This is a genomic window from Pseudomonas paraglycinae, assembly GCF_021601625.1.
Classification (GTDB): domain Bacteria; phylum Pseudomonadota; class Gammaproteobacteria; order Pseudomonadales; family Pseudomonadaceae; genus Aquipseudomonas; species Aquipseudomonas paraglycinae.
Genome location: NZ_BQHR01000004.1, coordinates 410,304 through 430,774, shown reverse-complemented (window position 1 = coordinate 430,774; position 20,471 = coordinate 410,304). Strand labels below are relative to the sequence as shown.

At 63.2% G+C, this 20,471-nt stretch carries 19 protein-coding genes and 1 pseudogene; 6 read left to right on the top strand and 14 right to left on the bottom strand.

Going from position 1 to position 20,471, the window contains the following annotated elements:
- From phnE to L6D82_RS08645, 6 genes are all read right to left on the bottom strand, one after another.
- Positions 1–693: phosphonate ABC transporter, permease protein PhnE (phnE, locus tag L6D82_RS08670; protein WP_236188739.1), on the bottom strand; the 693-nt coding region annotated here is incomplete at its 3' end.
- The gene (locus tag L6D82_RS08665) at positions 690–1,517 is read right to left on the bottom strand and encodes a PhnE/PtxC family ABC transporter permease (RefSeq protein WP_085747402.1); all 828 of its coding nucleotides are present in this window, start codon (positions 1,515–1,517) and stop codon (positions 690–692) included. The genes L6D82_RS08665 and phnE, both read right to left, overlap by 4 nt.
- Positions 1,511–2,308 carry a phosphonate ABC transporter ATP-binding protein gene (locus L6D82_RS08660; protein WP_236188738.1) on the bottom strand — a complete coding sequence of 266 codons (798 nt, stop codon included), beginning with the start codon at positions 2,306–2,308 and terminating at the stop codon, positions 1,511–1,513. Before L6D82_RS08660 ends, L6D82_RS08665 begins: the two co-directional genes overlap by 7 nt.
- Entirely contained in the window at positions 2,305–3,159 is an 855-nt protein-coding gene (locus L6D82_RS08655; RefSeq protein ID WP_102718319.1) for a putative selenate ABC transporter substrate-binding protein, read from the bottom strand. Before L6D82_RS08655 ends, L6D82_RS08660 begins: the two co-directional genes overlap by 4 nt.
- A gap of 121 nt (positions 3,160–3,280) precedes the next feature.
- Positions 3,281–4,273, bottom strand: a complete 993-nt coding sequence (locus L6D82_RS08650; RefSeq protein WP_236188734.1) for a zinc-binding dehydrogenase — start codon at positions 4,271–4,273, stop codon at positions 3,281–3,283.
- Positions 4,274–4,389: 116 nt separating this feature from the next.
- Positions 4,390–5,286, bottom strand: coding sequence for a LysR family transcriptional regulator (locus tag L6D82_RS08645; protein ID WP_102687748.1), 897 nt, complete (start codon positions 5,284–5,286; stop codon positions 4,390–4,392).
- A gap of 164 nt (positions 5,287–5,450) precedes the next feature.
- On the opposite strand from L6D82_RS08645, the gene L6D82_RS08640 reads away from it, so the two are divergent.
- Positions 5,451–6,200 (top strand): SDR family NAD(P)-dependent oxidoreductase, encoded by a 750-nt coding sequence (locus L6D82_RS08640; RefSeq protein WP_011333861.1) that lies wholly within the window; start codon positions 5,451–5,453, stop codon positions 6,198–6,200.
- Between the two features lie 6 nt (positions 6,201–6,206).
- On the opposite strand, the gene L6D82_RS08635 is transcribed toward L6D82_RS08640, so the two are convergent.
- Both L6D82_RS08635 and L6D82_RS08630 read right to left on the bottom strand, forming a co-directional pair.
- Positions 6,207–6,878 carry a paraquat-inducible protein A gene (locus L6D82_RS08635; RefSeq protein ID WP_236188733.1) on the bottom strand — a complete coding sequence of 224 codons (672 nt, stop codon included), beginning with the start codon at positions 6,876–6,878 and terminating at the stop codon, positions 6,207–6,209.
- Positions 6,875–7,471, bottom strand: coding sequence for a paraquat-inducible protein A (locus L6D82_RS08630; RefSeq protein WP_236188732.1), 597 nt, complete (start codon positions 7,469–7,471; stop codon positions 6,875–6,877). Before L6D82_RS08630 ends, L6D82_RS08635 begins: the two co-directional genes overlap by 4 nt.
- Positions 7,472–7,628: 157 nt before the next feature.
- On the opposite strand from L6D82_RS08630, the pseudogene L6D82_RS28595 reads away from it, so the two are divergent.
- Positions 7,629–7,820, top strand: a pseudogene (locus L6D82_RS28595) (hypothetical protein); the annotation flags it as partial.
- 154 nt (positions 7,821–7,974) lie between these two features.
- On the opposite strand, the gene gstA reads toward L6D82_RS28595, so the two are convergent.
- Positions 7,975–8,589, bottom strand: coding sequence for a glutathione transferase GstA (gene gstA / locus L6D82_RS08620; protein ID WP_129973634.1), 615 nt, complete (start codon positions 8,587–8,589; stop codon positions 7,975–7,977).
- A 109-nt stretch (positions 8,590–8,698) separates the two neighbouring features.
- Here gstA and L6D82_RS08615 point away from each other — a divergent pair, with 109 nt between their 5' ends.
- Together L6D82_RS08615 and L6D82_RS08610 are read left to right on the top strand one after the other, a co-directional pair.
- Positions 8,699–9,601, top strand: a complete 903-nt coding sequence (locus tag L6D82_RS08615; protein WP_236188729.1) for a transcriptional regulator GcvA — start codon at positions 8,699–8,701, stop codon at positions 9,599–9,601.
- A 123-nt stretch (positions 9,602–9,724) separates the two neighbouring features.
- Complete coding sequence (locus L6D82_RS08610) at positions 9,725–10,150, top strand: cupin domain-containing protein (RefSeq protein ID WP_085747393.1); 426 nt, start codon at positions 9,725–9,727, stop codon at positions 10,148–10,150.
- Positions 10,151–10,215: 65 nt separating this feature from the next.
- Here L6D82_RS08610 and L6D82_RS08605 read toward each other — a convergent pair whose 3' ends face one another.
- The 4 genes from L6D82_RS08605 to L6D82_RS08590 all read right to left on the bottom strand — a co-directional run bounded on the left by L6D82_RS08605 (position 10,216) and on the right by L6D82_RS08590 (position 15,443).
- The gene (locus tag L6D82_RS08605; protein WP_236188727.1) at positions 10,216–11,331 is read right to left on the bottom strand and encodes an alkene reductase; all 1,116 of its coding nucleotides are present in this window, start codon (positions 11,329–11,331) and stop codon (positions 10,216–10,218) included.
- A gap of 148 nt (positions 11,332–11,479) precedes the next feature.
- Positions 11,480–13,717, bottom strand: coding sequence for a xanthine dehydrogenase family protein molybdopterin-binding subunit (locus L6D82_RS08600; RefSeq protein ID WP_236188725.1), 2,238 nt, complete (start codon positions 13,715–13,717; stop codon positions 11,480–11,482).
- Positions 13,714–14,187, bottom strand: coding sequence for a (2Fe-2S)-binding protein (locus tag L6D82_RS08595; RefSeq protein WP_102718328.1), 474 nt, complete (start codon positions 14,185–14,187; stop codon positions 13,714–13,716). Before L6D82_RS08595 ends, L6D82_RS08600 begins: the two co-directional genes overlap by 4 nt.
- On the bottom strand, positions 14,184–15,443 hold the full coding sequence (locus tag L6D82_RS08590) for a c-type cytochrome (RefSeq protein ID WP_236188723.1): 1,260 nt from the start codon (positions 15,441–15,443) through the stop codon (positions 14,184–14,186). Before L6D82_RS08590 ends, L6D82_RS08595 begins: the two co-directional genes overlap by 4 nt.
- 308 nt (positions 15,444–15,751) lie before the next feature.
- On the opposite strand from L6D82_RS08590, the gene L6D82_RS08585 reads away from it, so the two are divergent.
- Positions 15,752–16,951 (top strand): MFS transporter, encoded by a 1,200-nt coding sequence (locus L6D82_RS08585; RefSeq protein ID WP_236188721.1) that lies wholly within the window; start codon positions 15,752–15,754, stop codon positions 16,949–16,951.
- A 100-nt stretch (positions 16,952–17,051) separates the two neighbouring features.
- Positions 17,052–17,969: a LysR family transcriptional regulator gene (locus L6D82_RS08580; protein ID WP_102687737.1), complete on the top strand. Its 918-nt coding sequence runs from the start codon at positions 17,052–17,054 to the stop codon at positions 17,967–17,969.
- On the opposite strand, the gene L6D82_RS08575 is transcribed toward L6D82_RS08580, so the two are convergent.
- Positions 17,966–20,140 (bottom strand): TonB-dependent siderophore receptor, encoded by a 2,175-nt coding sequence (locus L6D82_RS08575; RefSeq protein WP_236188720.1) that lies wholly within the window; start codon positions 20,138–20,140, stop codon positions 17,966–17,968. The genes L6D82_RS08580 and L6D82_RS08575 overlap by 4 nt on opposite strands.
- Between the last annotated feature and the right edge of the window lie 331 nt (positions 20,141–20,471).

Sequence of the window (20,471 nt, the reverse complement as noted above, 5' to 3'; positions counted from 1 at the left end):
GATCACCGTCCCCGCCTGCGCCTCCTGAAACAAACTCAAGCTCACATACAACATCTGTCCCAACCCCCCAGCCCCGACAAACCCCAGCACGCTGGCCATCCGGATATTGTTCTCCCACCGATACAAACAGTACGCCAGCAACTGCGGCGCCAGGTTCGGCAGGGTGCCGTAGCAGAACGCCAAAACCGGATTCCCCCCCTGCAACCGAATCGCATCCGCCGGTTCCGGCGGTGTGTTCTCCAGTGCTTCAGCAAACAACCGCCCCAACACGCCCGTGGTGTGCAGGGCCAACGCAAGTGTCCCGGCATTCGGCCCAAGCCCAGCCGCCAGCACCATCAACGCAGCCCACACCAGTTCGGGAATCGCGCGCAGGGCATTGAGCAGCAGGCGCGCGGCACTCTGAAAAAACCAGCCAAACCGGCCAGCGGCGGGGAGCGCCAAAAACAAGCCCAGTACAGCGGCGAGGAGGGTGCCGAGGGCGGACATTGCGAGGGTTTCCATCGATCCGCGCAAGATGGCGCTTAGGTAGTCAGCGCTCAGGTCGGGGCTGAGGAAACGTGCCACATACAAGCCCATCTGTTTCAGGCTGGTAGCGCTGCCGAGTTCTTCAAGGTCGAGACCCAGGTAGGTAAACGAGGCAATGACGGCCACGACAATGGCAAGAATCAGCACCGAATTGATCAGGCGTTTCATGCCAGCCTCCAGCGCAGCAGGCGGCTGAGTTGGTCGGCGCCGAGGACGAGGAGGAGGAAGGTCAGGAGCATGCTGGCGACTTCGCCGCCGGCGAACATGCGGATCGAGAGGTCGATCTGTTGGCCGAGGCCGCCGGCGCCGACGAAGCCCATGACCACCGAGGCGCGGATGGCGCATTCCCAGCGGTAGACGGTGTAGGAGAGCAGTTCCGCCGCGACGTTGGGCAGTACGCCGTAGGCGAAGCTGGCGAGGCGGCCGCTGCCGGCCTGGAGCAGGGCGTGGGCCGGGCGTTGGTCGGTGGATTCGTAGATTTCGGCGTAGACCTTGCCGAGCATGCCGCTGTAGGTGATGGCGATGGCCAGCACGCCCGCCGCCGGGCCGAGGCCGACGGCGCGCACGAACAGCAGCGCCCAGACGATTTCCGGCACGCTGCGCAGGAAGATCAGCAGCCCGCGCACCGGCCAGCGCAGCAGTCGGCCCAACAGGCTCGGGCGGCCGCTGCGGGAGGCGGCGGTCAGCGACAGGGCGCGGCTGGCGAGCAGGCTGGCCGGCACGGCCAACAGCAGGGCCAGGGCCATGCCGGCGGTGGCGATGGCCAAGGTTTGCAGGGTGGCTTTGAGCAGTAATTGCAGAAACTCGCGGTCATGGGCCGGTGGCCAGAACATCGATACGAAGCGGCCCATTTCACTCTGGCTGTCGGCGTGAAACAGCACGCCCAGATCCAGTTCGCTGAGCTGAATGCCGGGCCAAAGCAAGGCAATCGCCAGCCCGGTCAGCAGCAACCGGGGCAGCGCGGCGGGGTCGCGGGTGTCGGCGCTCAGCATCGCGGAATCTGCACAATCAGTGGGGTGACGGCGGGCGCCGGGGATTGCAGTTGTTCGTTGGCGTAGAGGGTGTCGAGCATGTCGCGGCTGACTTGCGCGGACGGGCAGTCGAACAGGATCCGCCCCTCGCGCAAACCGATGATTCGCGGGAAGTGCGCCAGCGCCAGTTCCACCGCGTGCAGGCTCGCCACCAGCGTGACGTTGTGCTCGCGAGCATGGCGCGACAGGATCGACAGCGTGTGCCCGGCCAGCACCGGGTCCATCGCCGAGACCGGCTCATCCGCCAGCAACACCTCCGGCGCCTGATACAGCACACGGGCAATGCCGACCCGCTGCAACTGCCCGCCGGACAGTTGCTGGCATTGGCTGAAGAGTTTGTCGGCCAGATCCAGTTTTGCCAGGGCCGCGCGAGCGCCGGGCACGTCGAGCGGATGCAGCAGGTTGATCAGGCTTTTGCCCAGGCTCCATTGGCCGAGTTTGCCGGCCAGCACCGCCGTCACCACCCGTTGCCGGGGCGGCAACGGCGGCGCCTGATGCACCAGACCGATGCGCGCACGCAGGCGTTGCCGTTGGCGGGCGGACAAGTGCCAGGCGCGCTCGCCCAGCACTTCGATGTCGCCGCTGCTGGGTCGAATCGCGGTTGCCAGCATATTCAGCAGGCTGGATTTGCCGGCGCCGGACGGTCCGATGATCGCCACCTGTTCGCCGGCCTCGATCTGTAAATCGACGCCACGCAAGGCTTCCACGCCATTGGTGTGGTGCAGAAAAGCCTGTTTGAGGCGCAGCGTCATTTCAGCAAGTCGGCGGCGCGGGCGGCTTCCTCGATGCCTTTGTAATTGTCCGGGCTGGTTTCGATGAATCGGCTGGCGGCTTGCAGGTCGAGGATTTTCTTGTGCTCGGGGTTGGCCGGGTCGAGGTCAAGGAAGGCTTTTTTGATCTTCGCCGCCAGCGCCGGATCGAGGGTGCCGCGCACGGTCCAGTTGTAATCGAAGTAGGCCGGGGTGGTGGCGAAGACCTTGACCTTGTTGGTGTCGACCTTGCCGGCGTCCACCAGTTTCTGCCAGACGCTGGCGTTCAGCACACCGGCGTCGACTTTGCCGGCCTGCACCCAGGCGACGGTGGCGTCGTGGGCGCCGGAGTAGCCGACGCGGCTGAAATAGCTTTCCGGTTTGATGCCGTCCTTGAGCATGAAATAGCGCGGCATCAGGCTGCCGGAGGTGGACGACACGGAGCCGAAGGCGAAGGTCTTGCCCTTGAGGTCGGCGAGGCTTTTCACATTCGGGTCGGCGGTGATGAATTTGCTGGTGAACTGGGCGTCTTGCTCACGCTGCACCAGCGGAATGACCTTTGGATCACTTTTCAACTGCGCCTGGACGAAAGTGAAGCCACCGAGCCAAGCCAGATCGAGACGGTTGGTGGCCAACGCTTCGACCACCGCCGGGTAGTCGGCCACCGGCACAAACTCGACTTTCATGTTCAGTTGCTTCTCCAGATAAGACCCCAGCGGCTCGAACTTGCGCAGCAGCTCGGTCGGGGCTTCATCGGGAATCGCGCTGACCTTCAACACCTCCGCGGCTTGCGCCAGCACGGCGGACAGGGACAGGGCCAGACCAGCGGTCAGTGCCAGGGTTCGCTTGAGCATGGAATTCTCCGTTTCGTGGGCATCAAGGTCGATGCACCCGTCGATGGGCAATCATCGTCGGGTGCAACGTCAGGTTAGACGAAACGGCGCGATTGCGAGGGAGTCGGGCCGTGGTTGCTTGTCAGGCGCTGGGCAATCGCGTCACCCATTTCCCGCCACCCGCGCCGTCCTTCAGGGCGCGCAAGGCCTGGGGCAATTCATCGAAGTTGAACATCTGCAGCGCCGGGCCGATCAGGCTGCCGTCGAGCAGCGCTTGCAGCAACTGCTCGCCGTTGCGGCGCAAGGTCTGGCGATCGTGCAGGCTGGCGTGGATGTGGAAGCTGTTCAATGCCACTTCATGCAGCGAAATCGCGGTGGTGAACGCCGGCAGCGGCGCGATTTCCTGACGGTCCTGAATGCACACCAGATGGCCGTTGTAGCCCAGCAGGTCGGCCATTTTCGCCGCGTGAGCGCCGCTGACCGTGTCGAATACGGCGTGCAAACGACGTTCGCCGAGGCTGGCTGCGAGTGCGGTTTGCCAGTCCGGTTCGCGGTAATCGAATACGCCGACTGCGCCCAGGGCCTTGAGCTTTGCATGATGCGCGCCGGACGCGGTCGCCCAGACCCGCCATCCGCGTTGTACCGCCAGTTGCACCAGCAGCAGGCCGACCGCGCCGCCGGCGCCGATCACCAGCACATCGGCTGCGCCATTCGCCGGGACTTTTTCCACGGCTTGCCACGCGGTCAAACCGGGGCAGGGCAGTGACGCCGCCGCGGCATCATCGAGCGCGGCGGGCACCGACAGCACGGTGGCGGCGTCGAGCAGGCAGTACTCGGCGAAGCTGCCATCGCTCGCCAGTGATTGGTGATACGCCACGCGACTGCCGGGTTGCAGTGTCACGCCGGCGCCGGCTGCGACCACCACGCCCATGCCGTCGACACCCGGCACACGGCCGGTGCTCCAGGCGGGATGGCCCCACTCGATGATCTTCCAGTCCACCGGGTTCAAGGCGATGGCGCGGTTGGCCACCAGCACTTGCCCGGGGCCGGGTTGCACGAGGGGTTTGCGGGTCAGTGTCAGGCCATCCAGCCCTTGGCCGGACGTCCAGGCCCAGGCAGCGTAATCGGTTTGCATTGTGCGGTTTCCCATGAAAGTCGATGGCCGCCAGTATCGGTGGCAACGGACATTAGAAGAACCGGCCCTGGGTCAAAGGTGTTTTGCGTAAAAGTCAGCAATGCTCGCGCAGCACCTCAATCGACCTGAGCAAACCGCTCCACCAGCCAATCGATAAACACCCGCACACGATTGCTCAAATGGCGGTTCGGCGGATACAGCACATGAAACGGATACGCTGGCGGACGCCAGTCCTCGAGGATCGGCACCAGTTCGCCGCGCTCGATGGCCGTCCTGACCGTGTAGCTGAAGGTGTGGATGATCCCCAGACCAGCAAGGCCTGCCGCCAGGTGCGCGTTGCTCTCGTTGACGCTGATCAGGCCTTTGCCTTCGATCTGATGGCGTTCGCCGTTGCGCTGGAAGTTCGACGGCAGGATGCGCCCGGTGGAGGCCGAGCGGTAAGCGATCAGCTGATGGCTGGCCAGGTCGAGCGGGTGGCTCGGGGTGCCGTGGCGTTGCAGATAATCGGGCGTGGCGCAGGTCGTCCACGACACTTCGCCGAGGCGGCGCACGGCCAGGGTTTGTTCGGTCAGCGGACCGCCGCGAATCACGCAGTCGACGCGCTCGCTGATCAAGTCCACGGGGCGGTCGCTGACGCCCAGATCAACCTGGATGTCCGGATAGCGTTCGAAGAATTTCGGCAGCTCGGGGATCACCAGCATCGTCGCGGTCGAGCCGCCGATGTCCACGCGAATCCGGCCGCGCGGCAGCCCCTGGGCCTGGCTGAAGCCTTGGTCGATGTCGTCCAGTTGATGCAGCAGTTGTTGGGTCAGTTGGTAATAGGAAGCGCCGTCGGCGGTGACGGTGAGGCGGCGGGTGGTGCGTTGCAGCAGGCGCACGCCGAGGTGGTTTTCCAGTTGGCCGATCAGTTTGCTGACGGTGGTTTTCGGCAGGTTCAGCGAGTCGGCGGCTTTGGTGAACGAACCGCTTTCCACGACGCGGGCGAAGGTGCGGATCGCCATTAACTGATTCATCGATTCGGGCTCAGTGGATTGGACACGGCTGAGTATTGTGCATGTCTGTGCACAAACAAAACCGATTTTGCGGATTTTTCAATTCAATCGATCGGCCTAAAGTCGCTTCCAACGGCTCACCTACGACCCGTCACCTACCTCGAAACGGTTACTGGAGATTCATCATGAGCAACAGACTTGAAGGCAAAATCGCACTGATCACTGGCGGCACCACCGGCATCGGCCTGGCGTCGGCGCAGGAGTTCGTCGCCCAGGGCGCTACCGTATTCATCACCGGCCGCCGTCAGGCCGAACTGGACAAAGCGGTCGCCGCCATCGGCCCACGGGCCATCGGCATTCAGGGCGACGTGGCGAAGCTGGAGGATCTGGATCGCATCTACAGCGAGATTTCCGCCAAGGCCGGACACCTCGACATCCTGTTCGCCAACGCCGGCGGCGGGGACATGCTGCCGCTGGGTTCGATCACCGAAGAGCACTTCGACCGGATTTTCGACGCCAACGTGAAGGGCACGCTGTTCACCGTGCAGAAGGCCTTGCCGCTGCTGCGCGATGGCGCCTCGATTCTGCTGACCTCGTCGACCACCTCGGTGCAGGGCACGGAGAACTTCAGCGTCTACAGCGCGAGTAAAGCGGCGGTGCGCAACTTCGCCCGCTCATGGTTGCTGGACTTGAAACCACGGCGCATCCGCGTCAACGCCATCAGCCCTGGCCCGGTGCGCACGCCAGGTCTGGCAGGGCTGGTGCCGGCGGAACACACCCAGGGGCTGTTCGATCAACTGGCGTCGATAGTGCCGATCGGGCGTCTGGGCGAGCCGAGCGAGATTGCCAAGGCTGCGCTGTTCCTGGCCTCGGATGACAGCAGCTTCGTCAACGGCATCGAGTTGTTCGTTGACGGCGGTACTGCGCAGATCTGATCTGACTCAAACCGCTTGATGCCCCGGCACTTGTTCAGTCGAGTGTCGGGGTTCTTCCGTTTCTTCGTCCGGCGCGTTATCCCAGATCAGGCGCGGGTCGAAGCTCATCGCCGAAAGCATCGTAAAGACCACCACAAGGCCGAAGAACAGAATCCCTACGCGCGGCTCGATATCCCCCAGCGCCTGGAATTTCACCAGCGCCGCCACCAGCGCGACCACCAGCACATCGAGCATCGACCAATAGCCGATCAGTTCGACGAAACGGTACAGCTTCGAACGCTCCTTGCGCGCCCAATGGCTGTCCCGTTGCACGGTGACCAACAGCAAGGTCAGCGCAACGAATTTCACCCCCGGCACCGCAATACTGGCGATGAAGATGATCAGGGCGATGTCCCACGCGCCGTGTTCCCAGAACTCCAGCACGCCGCTCATGATGGTGCTGTCGGCGCCGCTGCCGAGCAGGGTGGTGTTCATCACCGGCAGCAGATTCGCCGGCACGTAAAACGCCAGCGCGGCGAACATGTACGCCCAGGTGCGGGTCAGCGAGTTGGTCTTGCGCCGGTGCAGCGGGGCGTCGCAGCGCGGGCATTGGTGCGGTTCGCCGGTCATGTCGCAGGCCAGTCCGCAGCTGTGGCACAGGCAGAGGTTGAGTTCGGTTGCCGTCGGTGGTCGTTTCATAGGATGTCCCACAGTTCACGCACGTCGCGCCCGGCGATGCGGATCAGCAACAGGCTGAGCACGGCCAGCGCAAACAGGCCGATGCCGGGAATGACGTCGAGCATGCCCGCCAGTTTGAACACCGCCACCATTGCGCCGAGCAGGCACACTTCGAGCATGCTCCACGGCCTCAGCGTTTCCAGCCAGCGCATGCACAGCTTGAACCCTGGCGAACGGCGCGAGGCGAGGGCGAAGCTCAAGACCCAGATCAACAGAACCAGCTGAAAGGCCGGGGCGATGATGATCGAGATCGCCGCGACCATCGCCATGAAGGTGATCGGCCCCTGACTCAGGGCCAGCACCGAATCCCAAAGGGTCGCGCTGTTTTTCAGGCCTTTCATGCTGATGCTCATCACCGGGTAGAAATTGGCGAACAGCCACAGCATCGCCGCGGTGAAGCTCAGGGCCAGCCGTTGCTCCACGCTCAGGTTGTTGTAGCGCTGGAGCACGGCGCCGCAACGCACGCAGAGGGTCTTCTGGTGTTTGGCCAGCACGACTTTTTTGTACACGCAGTCGCAATGCTCGCAGATGATCAGTTGATCGGTGCTGGCCATGGGGCGCTCGAAGGGAGAAGGGCTTGAACCCCTTCACTATAGAAGCGCTGGGGCATTCGGCAACCGGAGCGCCATTCGTCCAATACCGGGCACTAAGCACCACTCACTCGTTTCACACCTTCAGGTACGAACATTGCGCACCAGAACGGAGAACCTCATGGACATTGATGAAAATGCACCCGGCAACCTGTCACAACAGGCCGTGACGCGCACCACCGACAACGAAACCGGCCATGATCCCCGCAAGGATGAGTCGCCAGTCCCCTTGCCGCCGGACGATGAAGCACCACTGGAAGAAGACATGAGCGATGTGGCGGCCAACGATTCGGTGGGTTCTGAGCATCCGCAGGACGGCAACGGCTCGGGAAGCGCCGACGCCAACCCGCAGAGCACCGCCAAGGATGATGAAGACAGAGAAGCGCGGGGCCTGCCGGCAAGTGATCCGGAGTCGGGCGCCTGACTGCGCGCCGGCCCATTAAGGGCGCTTGGCGCAACCGGTCATGTCAGACGACCGGTTGCGTGGCTTCCTCTGACGCGATGGCCGCCCGCACACTGGGCCGCTCGGCGATGCGCGACATGTAACTCGCCAGCGCTGGCCAGTCTTCGATGGCGATACTGAATGTCGGCAACCACTTCAGCACCGTAAACAGATAGGCATCCGCTACGCCGAACACTTGCATCATAAAGGGCTGTGTCGCGAGGATGCGGTTCAGGTAATCCAGGCGCTTGAACAGTTTGTGTTTGAAGAGCGTTTTGGTAGTTTCCGGGATTTCGCTGCTGAACAACGGCGCGCTGCCTCCATGAATTTCCGAACTGATGAAATTCAGGTATTCCTGCAGGCGCGAGCGTTCCCAGGTGCCATTGGCCGGGGCCATCGAATGACCGGGTACGAGGTCGGCGAGGTATTGCAGAATCGCCGGCCCTTCGGTCAGCACTTCACCGTTGTCGAGCATCAGCGCGGCCACGTAGCCCTTCGGATTGATCTGGCGAAAGTCCCGGCCGTCGGCGGTTTGCTTGGTCTGGTTGTTGACGCGGATCAGCTCGAACGGCAGCTCCAGCTCGCGCAGCACAATGTGCGGCGACAGCGAACAGGTCATGGGGGCGAAGTACAGTTTCATGGGATCTCCTTGCAGGTAGAGCCTCAGAATCCGCTATCGCCGCGCCGCTTCGCAAAGGACAAATGCAGTGCTAGCGTATGACAAAATCTCATGGACTCTAAGAGGTCATATGCTCCCCCGACTGCCATCGCTCAATGGATTGCGCGCCTTCGAATGCGCCGCCCGGCATATGAGCTTCACCCGCGCCGCTGAAGAACTGAACGTCACGCAAACTGCGATCAGCCATCAGATCCGTCGCCTCGAGGATGAGCTTGGCGTGCGTCTGTTCATGCGCTTGAAGGACGGTTTGGCATTGACCGAGGAGGGCAATGCTTACTTGCCCGGCATCCGCTCAGCGTTTCTTGAATTGCGCTACTCGACTGAAAAGCTGCTGGAATCCAGCCACAACAGCGTCCTGACCATCAGCACGCTGGTGTCGGTGGCATCGAAATGGTTGTTGCCGCGATTGCCATCATTTCGCGAGGCGCATCCCGAGATTGATGTGCGGATCAGCGCTTCCACCGAGTGGGTGGACTTTCGCAAGGGCGGCATCGATGCGGCGATCCGCTACGGCGACGGGAACTGGCCGGGGCTGCGGGCCGACTGGTTGATGGCCGACGAGATCTTTCCGGTGTGCAGTCCGCGACTGCTGAACGGCGACAAGCCGTTGAATACACCGGTGGACCTGGCCCATCACCCTTTGCTGCAAGTCAGCGGCGTGACCGCCAATGACTGGAACGATTGGCTGCACGCGGCAGGCCAGCCACCGCTGACGGCCAAGGGTCCGCGATTGACCTTCGACCTGGCGATGATGGCGGTGCAGGCGGCGATTGACGGGCAGGGCGTGTGCATCGGTCGCTCGACCTATGTCGATGACGATCTGCGGGCGGGCAGGCTGGTGGCGCCGTTTGATTTGCGCTTGAAATCCGCTTCCGGCTTCTACCTCGTCACGCCCCACGATCAGGCCGAATCGAAAAAGATCGTGGCGTTCAGAGGCTGGCTATCGCAGGTGCTGGCCAAACCCTTTGTATAAGCGTGTATCCATCGCGCCGCCGTACACAAACGGGTAACAAACCCCGTCATCAGGACACATCCCGCATACAGGCCTCGCCCAAAGTAGGTGCCAACACACCACGACTTCCAAGAGGACAACACCATGCGCCGCACACTTCTGATGACCGCTGCCGCCGTACTCGTTTCGCTGACCGGCCTCGCACAGGCGGCTGAAACCCCATCTGCCGCCCCGGCGAAGAACTGGCAACAAGGCCTGAGCCGTACCGATCTGGTCCGTCAGGATCTGGGTGCTGCGGATCGCGAGGTGATACAGGCTCGCGTCGATTTCGAACCAGGCGTCACCTCGCCCAACCATGCGCATCCGGGTGTGGAAGTGGCTTACGTGATCAGCGGCACGTTCGAGTATCGGCTTGAAGGGCAGGCGCCGGTGACGCTGAAGGCGGGTGATTCGCTGTTCATCCCGGCGGGTGTGGCGCATATCGCCAAGAATGTCGGCAACGAGAAGGGCTCGGAACTGGCGACCTACATCGTCAAGAAGGGCGAGCCGCTGCTGATTCTCAAGCAGTAATGCTCCGCGAAAACGAACAAGGCCTGCCGATGTGACAGGCCTTTTTGCGTCCGCTGTTCAGCGCATCAGTGGGCGTGCACCGGGTAGTCGGTATAGCCACGCTGATCGCCGCCAAAGAACGTGCTCGGGTCCGGTGCGTTGAGCGTCAGGCCTTCGCGGATTCGCCGAGGCAGATCGGGGTTGGCCAGGAACGGTCGGCCGAACGCGATAATGTCGGCGCGACCGTCGGCCAGCGCCTGTTCCGCCGACTCGGGGTCGTAGCCGCCGGCGATCATCAACACGCCAGCCCAGGCATCACGCAACTGAGCGATGATCGCGTCCCAGCGCGGATCGAAGTTTTCATCCTTGACGGTGCCGACCACGGCGGGCTCGACCAGATGCAGGTAGGCCAGTTTCCAGCGGTTCAACGAACTCACGATGTAGCCGAACGTGGCTTCCGGCGATTCATCACCCATGCCCATGAAGCGGCCCATGGGCGTCAGGCGCACGCCGACACGGTCGGCGCCGACTTCGTCGACCACGGCGGCCACCACTTCCAGTAACAGACGCGCACGGTTTTCCAGGGGGCCGCCATAACCGTCGGTGCGCTGGTTGCTGTTGCTGTTGATGAACTGGTCCAGCAGATAGCCGTTGCCCGCGTGAATTTCCACGCCATCCATCCCGGCGTTCAGCGCATTGCGGGCGGCGCGGCGGTAGTCGTTGATGATGTCGGCGATTTCCGACGTTTGCAGTGCGCGCGGTACGGGCACGTCGCCCCAGACACCGTTGCCCTCGGCATCGACGATGAAGGTCTTGCCCGGCACCGGCAATGCGCTCGGCGCCACCGGCAATGCGTTGTCCGGTTGAAAGCTTGGGTGCGATACGCGGCCCACATGCCACAGCTGCATGAAGATCAACCCGCCAGCCTCGTGTACCTCGCGGCTGACTTCGCGCCAGGCTTGCACTTGTTCATCGTTGTAGATGCCAGGCGTCCACGCATAACCCTGGCCCTGACGGGAAATCTGCGTTGCCTCGGTGATGATCAGCGCGGCGCTCGCCCGCTGGCGGTAGTACTCGGCGTTCATGGACGTCGGGATGTCGCCCGGTTGCCCGGCACGAGAGCGAGTCAACGGCGCCATCGCCACCCGGTGGGGAAGTGTGTAGGGGCCGAGGGCGATGGGACGGAACAGTTGTTGTGTCATGGGGGTTCTCCAGTCTTCGAAAAAGGTCGGTGGACGGTGTCGGGCGTTGGGGCCGGCACCGGATGGCCCTACGTTAAGCGGCTGACCGGTGCTTGATAATCCACGCGCGACGCCACGCTGCATTGCGTGAAATGCAACGTGGCGTGGTTCAGGAAGGCTGTTGCGAGCGGGTCAGGGGCAGGTTCAGCCATCGCCGCCCGGTGGCATTCGCCACGGCATTGCCGATGGCGGCAGCCATGGGGCCCTGGACGATTTCGGCGGCCCCCAGAAACGGTTGCCCCGGCTGGTCGAGCAGGTGAACGTCGACCTTTTTGGGCACTTGCGAGAAGCGCAGGATCGGGTAGCCGCTCCAGTCGTAGCTGCGGATGCCGCCTGCGTCATAGGCGACCTTTTCATACAGCGTCCAGCTGGTGGACTGCACGATCCCGCCCTCGACCTGGTTGCGCAGGCCATCGGGGCTGACGATCTGCCCCACGTCCACTGCGGTGACGACGTGATCGATCTGCACTTCGCCGGTCTGCGGATGCACCCGCAGACGCACGGCAATGGCGCAGTAGCCCATGATGTTTTTGTAGCGCGCGAAGGCGAAGCCAAGGCCTGCGCCGGGTTCACTGCTTTTTTGTGGCCAGTCGATTGCATCGCGCACCCGTTCCACCACCGCCCGCGCCCGAGGGTCTGTCAGGTGCGCCAGGCGCAGGGCAACCGGATCGACTGCGGCCTTGGCGGCGAGTTCGTCGATACAGGCTTCGATGGCGAAGACGTTGATGTGGGCGCCCAGCGAGCGCATGGCCGAGGTGCGGAACGGCATTTCGGTGACGAAGTTCATGTCGATCCGCGAAGAGGCCACGGTGTACAGCGGCACCGCGTTACGATCGCCATCGCCCTCAGGCTGGGCGATCGGCACCGAGGGTGCCGAAGCGAACGGCCGGGCCAGCAGGCGTGCGGGCAGCAAGCGCCCGGCGTTGACGATGCGTTCGTTGTGCGGCGTGGTCCACAGCTCATAGTTCCAGTCCTGCAGCCGACCTTGCGCATCAAGGTTGGCTTGCACCTCGCTGACCATCGCCGAGCTGTACGGCTCCCAAAGGTTTTCCTGCTCGCGCATCCACTGCACCCGCACCGGCGAGCCCGGTACGCGCATAGCAACCAGCGCTGCGTCAGCCGCGGCATCGTCTGCGCCGTTGTGGCCGTAGCAGCCGGAACCTTCGGTGTGGATGCAGCGCACGCGCTCGGGCGGCAACCGCAGCATTTCGGCGATTCCGGCGCGCAGCGGATACACGCCCTGGGTGTGGGTCCAGACGGTGAGGGTGCCGTCCTTGAACCAGGCCACGGCGCAGGACGGGCCGATCGAACCATGCATCAGGTATTGCTTGGTCACCCGGGCGCGGTATTGGTTGGCGGTCGCGCCCTGGGGCGTGCCTTCATGGCTGATCGGATAACGCCGTGAAGGCAGACGTTCGAGCAAGGTGTGGATGTCGCGCGATTCGGGAATCACCTGTCCGCCGCTCCAGCGCGCCGAAGCGTATCCATGACGCATGGCTTTGATCGCTTGCCATTCGTCCCGCGCTACCACGGCCAGATAATTGCCGTCGCGAATCACCTGCACCACCCCCGACAGCGTTTTGATCGAATCAATATCGATGGCTTCCAGCGTGCAGCCGGGACGTGGCGGGCGGATGACCCGGGCGTGGAGCATGCCCGGCAGGCGAATGTCCTGCACGAACGCCGCGCCGCCGCTGACTTTGCCCGGGATATCCAGCCGTGGCAGCGAATGGCCGATGAGCTTGAACGACGCCGGTGGCATCGAGGGCGATGCGGATTTTGCGTAGCGGTGCAGATCGACCTGCTGGACGGCGTCGGCGTAGGACATGCGTTGCCCGGTCGGGCCGAGAATGATGCCGTCGCGAGTCGTCAGCAGCGCCGGCGCAACGTTCCAGCTGCGCCCGGCCGACTCCAGCAGCATCTCGCGCACTTGCGCCGCCGCGTTGAACAGCGCCGTGCCGCTGTCGAAAATCGTGTGGCTGCCGGCGGTGTAGCCTTCGTTCGGCGTCAGTGCGGTGTCGGCGGTGAGCAGGTTGATCGCGGTCGGATCTACCTCCAGGCGTTCAGCGGCAATTTGCAGCAGCGCGGTTTTGACCCCGGTGCCCAGTTCGACCTTTCCGGTGTAGACGGTGATGCCGTCGGGGCCGACGCGGATCCAGGCATCGAGCCAGGGGTTGGTGCGCAGGCTGCCGGGCAGGTCCGGTGCCAGCACCACAGTGCCCAAGGTATCGACTTCGGTGTCGGCCAGGGCGCGGCGTGAGACCGGCACCAAAGCAAACGCTACCAGCAGGGCGCCCCCGCGCAGGAACGCACGGCGACTCTGATCGACCTCATTGATCGTGGTCATTGCGCACTCCCGTTTTGCCGGGCGACAAGGTTGATCGCCTCGATGATGCGCAAATGCGTGCCGCAGCGGCACAGGTTGACGGACATGTGTTCGCGAATGGTCTGCTCATCGGGATGCGGATTGCTTTCCAGCAATGCCTGCGCACGCATCAACATGCCGGCGATGCAGTAACCGCATTGAGCGGCCTGTTTGTCGATGAACGCTTGCTGCAGGGAGCCGGGGCGTTCGGCGGTTCCCAGACTCTCGACCGTCCGCACCTTTTTGCCTTCAAGGCCGGCGCAGGGTGTCAGGCAGGAAAACACCGGTTGGTCATCGACGATGACGGTGCAGGCACCGCATTGGCCCAGACCACACCCGTACTTGGCGCCGTTGAGGCCCAGGTGATTGCGCAGCGCATAGAGCAGCGGCATGTCGGGTTCCAGCTCGAGAGCCCGGGAAGATCCGTTGACGTTGAGGGTGATCTGAGTCATTTCGTCTCCTGACGTAGCGCTTCGAGGGTGGCGGAAAGGTCGGTCCACGGTTGATCGGGGCTGGCCTGATGGCGCAGGTAGACGGCCAGGGCGTTGAGTTGGGTGTTATCGAGACTGGCGGCGAACGAGGGCATCACCGGTCCCGGTTGGCCGGGTTCTGCCGGGATGCCTTCGAGTACGGTTTTCACAAAGTTGCGCGGGCTGGCGGCCTGCAGCGCCGAGGTGCGATCCAGTGCCGGGCGGCCGTCGATGTCACGCATCGGCGCGCCTTCGGCATGGCAGCCGGCGCAGGCACTGGCGAACAGCAGCGCGCCAGAGGATCGATCCGCAGATTCAGCGCTGGCGCTCGGAATTTCGTTGATCGCGGTTTTCGCCGGCAGACTCAGCAGGTATTCGGCAATCGCCTGTGCATCTTCCACGGGCAAGCGCGCCAGACCGAGACTGACCGGGTGCATCGGGCCCGCTGCCGTGCCGTGTCCGTCGACCACTTCGGCCCGCAGGTAACTCACCAGTTGCTCGCTGCTCCACGGGTTTGCCCGGTGCGCCATGCCCAGCAGTGACGGCGCGTCCCAGCCATCCACGCCGCCGCCGGCCAGGTTTTCGCCGGATTTCTCGGCGCCGATCAGGTTTAACGGCGAATGACAGCCCGCGCAGTGACCGGGCCCCTCGACTAGGTAACGCCCGCGATTCCACATCTGCGATTGCTCCGCCAGTGGCGTCAGCGGTTTTCCATGCAGGAACAGCAGGTTCCAGAACGACACCAGTGGCCGGATGTTCATCGGGAAGTTCATGCGGTTCTGTTGTGGCGGCGAGTCCACCGCCGGGCCGCTCATCAGGTACGCATAGGCGTCGGCGATGTCGTCTTCGCTCATGCGCCGGTAATGAACGTAAGGGAAGGCCGGGTACAGGAAGTGGCCATCGCGGGAGATCCCTTCACGCATCGCCCGCTCGAAGGCCGGCAGCGACCATTGGCCGATGCCGGTCTGTGGATCCGGGGTGATGTTGGTGCTGTAGAGGGTGCCGAACGGCGTCACCAGCGGCAGTCCACCGGCCAGGTATTGGCCACCGGGCCGCGTGTGACACACCGCACAGTCGCCAGCCTCGACCACTCGTGCGCCGCGTTGCAGTTGCGCGGAGTCGAAGGTTTGCGGGCGTTCGACCGGCGCAATTGCCGGCCGCCACATCAGCGCCAGGGCAGCGATTGCACCGATCGACGCGAGGGCTGCCGCGCTGACCCACAGTGCTCTGGATTTCATGAAATGGCCGTTCATGAGCGTTGGCCCAAGAGGCACGCGGTGGGCGTGAGGGACGGATTCGGCATCTTCGACAACTCCTTGAACGACCGGGGAAGGGCGCTGATGGAAAGCCCTGCGCCAGGTGACCAAGGGTAGAGAGGGTGCATCCGTCCGAGTATTGCCAGCCTGCGCAATAGCACGTTGCGCCAAGTGCAACGCCGGGAGTCGTTGCATTTGGCGCATCACTCAATTGCCCGAGGGATGGATACTCGAACGCCCGCACAGCCCCTAGCCTTGGCGTCACTTTCCCAACTCATCGAGGTGTCATCATGCTTACGGGCAATCCGGCAGCGGCGGCCAAGGCCGAACCATCCGCTTCACTTTCCGGCCTGATGGTCGCGTTCCTGGCATTCTGCTGCGGCGCGGTCGTGGCCAACCTTTATTACGCTCAGCCGATCGTCGAACTGATCGCGCCGCAGATCGGCCTGTCCAGTGCCAATGCCAGTCTGATCGTTTCACTCACGCAGTTCGGTTATGCACTGGGGCTGCTGTTGCTGGTGCCGCTGGCCGACCTGATGGAAAACCGTCGGTTGGTGGTGGGCTTTACCCTGGCGGCGAGCGTGACGCTGTTGTGCGCCGGTCTGACGCATTCGCCGTCGATGTTCCTGGTCCTGTCGTTGCTGATCGGCCTGACTTCGGTGGCGGTGCAGATTCTGGTGCCGTTGGCCGCGCATCTGGCGCCCGAGGCAACCCGTGGCCGGGTGGTGGGCAACATCATGAGCGGCCTGTTGCTGGGCATTCTGCTGTCGCGGCCACTGTCGAGTCTGCTGGTGGAAGTGTTCGGCTGGCGCGGGGTGTTTTTCAGCGCAGCGGCGCTGATGGCTGTCATCGCACTGATCATGGCGATTGCCTTGCCGCGCCGCGTCCCGAGCCATCAGGCGACGTACGCTGCGCTGATCGGCTCGGTGTTTGCGCTGGCCCGTCGGCACGCGGTTCTGCGTCAGCGTTCGCTGTATCAGGGCTTGCTGTTCGCCAGTTTCAGCCTGTTCTGGACCCTCGCACCGATCCAGCTGATGCGGCACCACGGTTTCAGTCAGGCACAGGTGGCGATATTTGCCCTGGTCGGCGCCGTCGGCGCGGTCGCAGCGCCGATTGCCGGGCGGCTGGCCGATGCCGGGCACGGTCGGCGCGGGACGCTCGTGGCACTGTTGCTCGCTCCGGCCTCGTTGCTGATCGCCGCGCTGCCGGGCAGCGGCTATGTCTGGCTGGTGGTTTGCGCGGTGCTGCTGGACTTCGCCGTGCAACTGAACATGGTGCTGGGCCAGCGCGAGGTGTACGCCCTCGATCCGCACAGCCGGGCCCGCCTGAATGCCGTGTACATGACCAGCATCTTCGTCGGCGGTGCTCTGGGATCGCTGGTCGCCAGTCCGCTCTACGAGCATTTTGGCTGGAACCTGTCCGCCGTGTCCGTGGCGTTGCTGCCGGCGCTGGCCCTGGCGCTGTTCCTGAGCCGCAAGGCCGATGCCTGAAACGCAGGCACCGCTGAGTCCGATGAAGCACGGTCCTACAAGACGATTGGCGAACGGTGATGCACAATCATCACCGTTTCCTTTCGATCGGGCTCCACTTATGGACAAGTTGCTGGCACTGAAGATGTTCGTTGAAACCGTACGTTGCGGTGGTTATTCCTCGGCGGCGCGCAAACTCGGCATCTCGACGTCCTCGGTGACACGCCAGGTGGCGGGGCTGGAACACGAGTTGGGCGCCAGCCTGCTCAACCGCACGACACGCAACACCAGCGTGACGGTCGCCGGCCAAACCTATTTCGAGAAAGCGGTGGCCATTCTCGATGCCATCGATGAGGCCGACGCGGTTGTCGCCGACCGGGGCAGCGAGGCGCAGGGACGCCTGCGCATCAGCGTGCCGGTGGAGTTCGGCCGACAGATCATTGCGCCGCAACTGGGAGTATTGCTCGACCGCCATCCGGGGCTTGAAATCAGTGTGTCGTTGAGCGATCAGGTCAGCGATCTGCTGAGCGAGCAGATCGATGTCTCGGTGCGCCTGGGATCGTCGGTGGTCAGTGACGATATCGTCAGCAAACGCGTGGGCGGCTTCCAGCGCTGGGTGGTGGCGAGTCCGGATTACCTGAGCGGTCACGCTGTGCCGGCGCATCCACGAGACTTGCTTGAGCATCAATGCCTGCGCTTCGACTACGGTGGTTCGCACCAGCACTGGACGTTCCAGGGCGACGAGGAAACCATCCAGCTCAATGTCCATGGCCGCCTGCAAAGCAACAATGCCGACATCCTGCGCGAAGCGGCGGTGGCGGGGCGCGGGGTGGCCCTGCTGGCCGACTGGCTGGTGCGCGCTGATGTTGAGGCGGGTCGGTTGATGCGGCTGCTGAAGGGGTATGAAGTCAACCCCGGTAATGCGAGCTGCTGCATCAATGCGTTGTATCTGCCCAATCACCGTGGCTCCAGCCGTATCAATGTGTTCATTGATTTTCTGGAAGACATTCTGGCGCGTCCCTGCGCTAAGAAGACCTAGAAGGTGTACTTGGCCGTCAGCATCATGTTGCGCGGCGTGCCATAGCTGTCGCCGCCGTAGCTGACGGAGTTGGCGATGGTGGAGTAGTACTTGCGGTCGAAGATGTTGTTGGCGTTGAGTTGCAGGTCGAGGTTGTCATTGACCCGGTAGCCGGCCATCAGGTCGGTCACGGCGTAAGCGCCTTGCTTGAGGCGGTAGTTGCCGCCATCGAGCAGTTCGATGTCGTTGTACATGCGGCTCTGCCAGGAGATGTTGCCGCCCACACGCAGTTTTTCCAGCGGGCCCTGGAAGTTGTAGCGGGTGGTGAGCTTGAACAGGTGCTCCGGGATGTCGGTGTCGAACTGCTTGTTGACGTTCTGCGGGTTCGCCTCGTCTTTGATGGTGTGCGTGCGGGCGTAGGTGTAGCCGCCACCGATCTGCCAGTTGTCGGTGAGCGCGCCTTGCAGCTCGAGGTCGATACCCTGGCTGCGGATCTCGCCGGAGGCGTCATAGCAGGAAGACTGCGGGCAGTTCGGCACGAACACCTGCACCGCGCGGTTTTCCTGATCGACACGGAACACGGCGAGGCTGGCATTCAGCGCGCCGCCCAGGTATTCGCCCTTGATACCGACCTCGTAGTTCTTGCCCACGATCGGCTTGACCGGGTTACCGGAGGTGCCCTTGTTGCTCTGCGGGGTGAAGATGTCGCTGTAGCTGGCGTACACCGAATGATGGTCGTCCAGCTCGTAGATCAGGCCGGCATAGCGGGTGACGTTGCGGGTGACTTTGTAATCGCCGTCGCCATCGCGGTTGTCGTAGTCGTACCAGTCCAGACGCCCGCCGAGGATCAGCTTCAGCGGGTCGGCCAGGCTCAGGCGGGTGGTCAGGTACACGCCGTCCTGAGTGGTGACTTCGCGCGTATTGTTGGTGTGGACGAAGTCCGGTTTGCCGGCGTTGATCGGCCAGTTGGTGTCGTACGGCGAGTAGTTGTGGGTGGTCAGGTCGTAGATGCGTTTGCTGGCGCCGACCACCAGTTCATGGCTGCGTCCGAAGGCTTCGAACGGGCCGCTGAAGAAGGCGTCGAGACCTGCCTGGTTTTCATCGGCCTTGGACTGGTAAACCGTGCGGGCCAGGGTGTCGTTGACCCAGCGCGACTGGTACGAGCCGGAGAACAGCGCGTTCTGCTCGGAATAGTTGGCGTTGACCTGCAGCTTCCAGTCGTTGGCCAGTTGCTGACGGATCTCGGCGAAGACGGTGTTGATTTCCTGATCCTTGTCTTCCCAGGAAGTGCCGGGGTTATACGAGCGCGGCAGATCAAGGTGATGGCCGTCGAGGCCGATCATCGACGAGCCCCAGAAGTAGTTGGTCCTGTCCTTCTGGTGCGAGAAACCGAGGGTCAGGGTGGTGTCGTCGCTCAGATCGGCTTCGGTGACGGCGTAGAACAGGTTGTGTTGCTCGTCGACGTCATCGATGAAGCTGTTGGCGTCGTGGTAGGACGTGACCACCCGGCCGCGCAGGGTGCCGCTGTCGTTGAGCGGGCTGGAAGCATCGAGCTCGCCGCGATAGTTGTCCCAGGTTCCGGCGGCGCCGGTCAGGGTGACGCGCTGCTCGGCCAATGGCCGTTTGCGCACCAGGTTGATCGCCGCCGAAGGGTTGCCGGCGCCGGTGACCAGACCGGTCGCACCGCGGACCACCTCGACCCGATCGAACATCGCCAGATTCGGCTGGGACCCGACGTTCACGCCGTCGTAGCCGCTTGGAATGCCGTCGTACATCAGGTTGTCGATGTTGAAACCCCGGGCTTTATAGGCCTGTCGGCCTGGGCCGTTGGAGTAGTCGAGGAACAGCCCAGGCGTGGCGTTGACCACGTCGTTGATGCTGGTCATCGCCTGATCGTCCATGCGCTGACGGGTGATGACAGTGACGGCTTGCGGTGTTTCGCGCAGGGTCAGCGGCAGTTTGGTGGCGGTGGCCATGGTGCCGGTGGTGTACGACTCCGAGCCTTCGGTGGTACTGCCCAGTTGGGTGGATGTGATTGCAGTCGCGCCGAGTTCGAGGGTGGCGGGTGGGGCAGCGTCTTGCACCTCGCGGGTTTCATCGGCCAGCGCCGGGGTCATGACGGCCATGCAGATAGCCATGGACAGGAGGTTGCGTGACGGGGTGAAACGACTCTGCGAGATGGGACGCGACATTGAGGCTTCCTGATTTTAAATAGCAAACAAAGAGCAGTTGAGAATCATTGCCAATAATTGTGTCAGGGTTTTTTACCGCAACAAAGCGCTTCGTGAAAAAAATGTGAAATAGCGCAACGGGAGAGGGCGGTAGGCTTGAGTCATTACGGAACCGCTCAAGCACGGACGTTGCAGCACAGCCAACCGAAAAGCCGTTTGTCAGCTTCCTATGCAATTCAGCAGGTTGGCGTCTACTTTTGTGGCCGGGTCAGCCAAATGACAGGCGAAATTCTGAAGTCATTGAAGCGAATTCGAACTGGCCCCGTGACGTTGATTTCAGGATGGATCTTGA

Excerpts from the sequence above, each read along its gene's own strand:
- L6D82_RS08665 (WP_085747402.1), bottom strand. The coding sequence starts at position 1,517 with ATGCTGAGCGCCGACACCCGCGACCCCGCCGCGCTGCCCCGGTTGCTG.
- L6D82_RS08660 (WP_236188738.1), bottom strand. The coding sequence starts at position 2,308 with ATGACGCTGCGCCTCAAACAGGCTTTTCTGCACCACACCAATGGCGTG.
- L6D82_RS08655 (WP_102718319.1), bottom strand. The coding sequence starts at position 3,159 with ATGCTCAAGCGAACCCTGGCACTGACCGCTGGTCTGGCCCTGTCCCTG.
- L6D82_RS08650 (WP_236188734.1), bottom strand. The coding sequence starts at position 4,273 with ATGCAAACCGATTACGCTGCCTGGGCCTGGACGTCCGGCCAAGGGCTG.
- L6D82_RS08645 (WP_102687748.1), bottom strand. The coding sequence starts at position 5,286 with ATGAATCAGTTAATGGCGATCCGCACCTTCGCCCGCGTCGTGGAAAGC.
- L6D82_RS08640 (WP_011333861.1), top strand. The coding sequence starts at position 5,451 with ATGAGCAACAGACTTGAAGGCAAAATCGCACTGATCACTGGCGGCACC.
- L6D82_RS08635 (WP_236188733.1), bottom strand. The coding sequence starts at position 6,878 with ATGAAACGACCACCGACGGCAACCGAACTCAACCTCTGCCTGTGCCAC.
- L6D82_RS08630 (WP_236188732.1), bottom strand. The coding sequence starts at position 7,471 with ATGGCCAGCACCGATCAACTGATCATCTGCGAGCATTGCGACTGCGTG.
- gstA (WP_129973634.1), bottom strand. The coding sequence starts at position 8,589 with ATGAAACTGTACTTCGCCCCCATGACCTGTTCGCTGTCGCCGCACATT.
- L6D82_RS08615 (WP_236188729.1), top strand. The coding sequence starts at position 8,699 with ATGCTCCCCCGACTGCCATCGCTCAATGGATTGCGCGCCTTCGAATGC.
- L6D82_RS08610 (WP_085747393.1), top strand. The coding sequence starts at position 9,725 with ATGCGCCGCACACTTCTGATGACCGCTGCCGCCGTACTCGTTTCGCTG.
- L6D82_RS08605 (WP_236188727.1), bottom strand. The coding sequence starts at position 11,331 with ATGACACAACAACTGTTCCGTCCCATCGCCCTCGGCCCCTACACACTT.
- L6D82_RS08600 (WP_236188725.1), bottom strand. The coding sequence starts at position 13,717 with ATGACCACGATCAATGAGGTCGATCAGAGTCGCCGTGCGTTCCTGCGC.
- L6D82_RS08595 (WP_102718328.1), bottom strand. The coding sequence starts at position 14,187 with ATGACTCAGATCACCCTCAACGTCAACGGATCTTCCCGGGCTCTCGAG.
- L6D82_RS08590 (WP_236188723.1), bottom strand. The coding sequence starts at position 15,443 with ATGAAATCCAGAGCACTGTGGGTCAGCGCGGCAGCCCTCGCGTCGATC.
- L6D82_RS08585 (WP_236188721.1), top strand. The coding sequence starts at position 15,752 with ATGCTTACGGGCAATCCGGCAGCGGCGGCCAAGGCCGAACCATCCGCT.
- L6D82_RS08580 (WP_102687737.1), top strand. The coding sequence starts at position 17,052 with ATGGACAAGTTGCTGGCACTGAAGATGTTCGTTGAAACCGTACGTTGC.
- L6D82_RS08575 (WP_236188720.1), bottom strand. The coding sequence starts at position 20,140 with ATGTCGCGTCCCATCTCGCAGAGTCGTTTCACCCCGTCACGCAACCTC.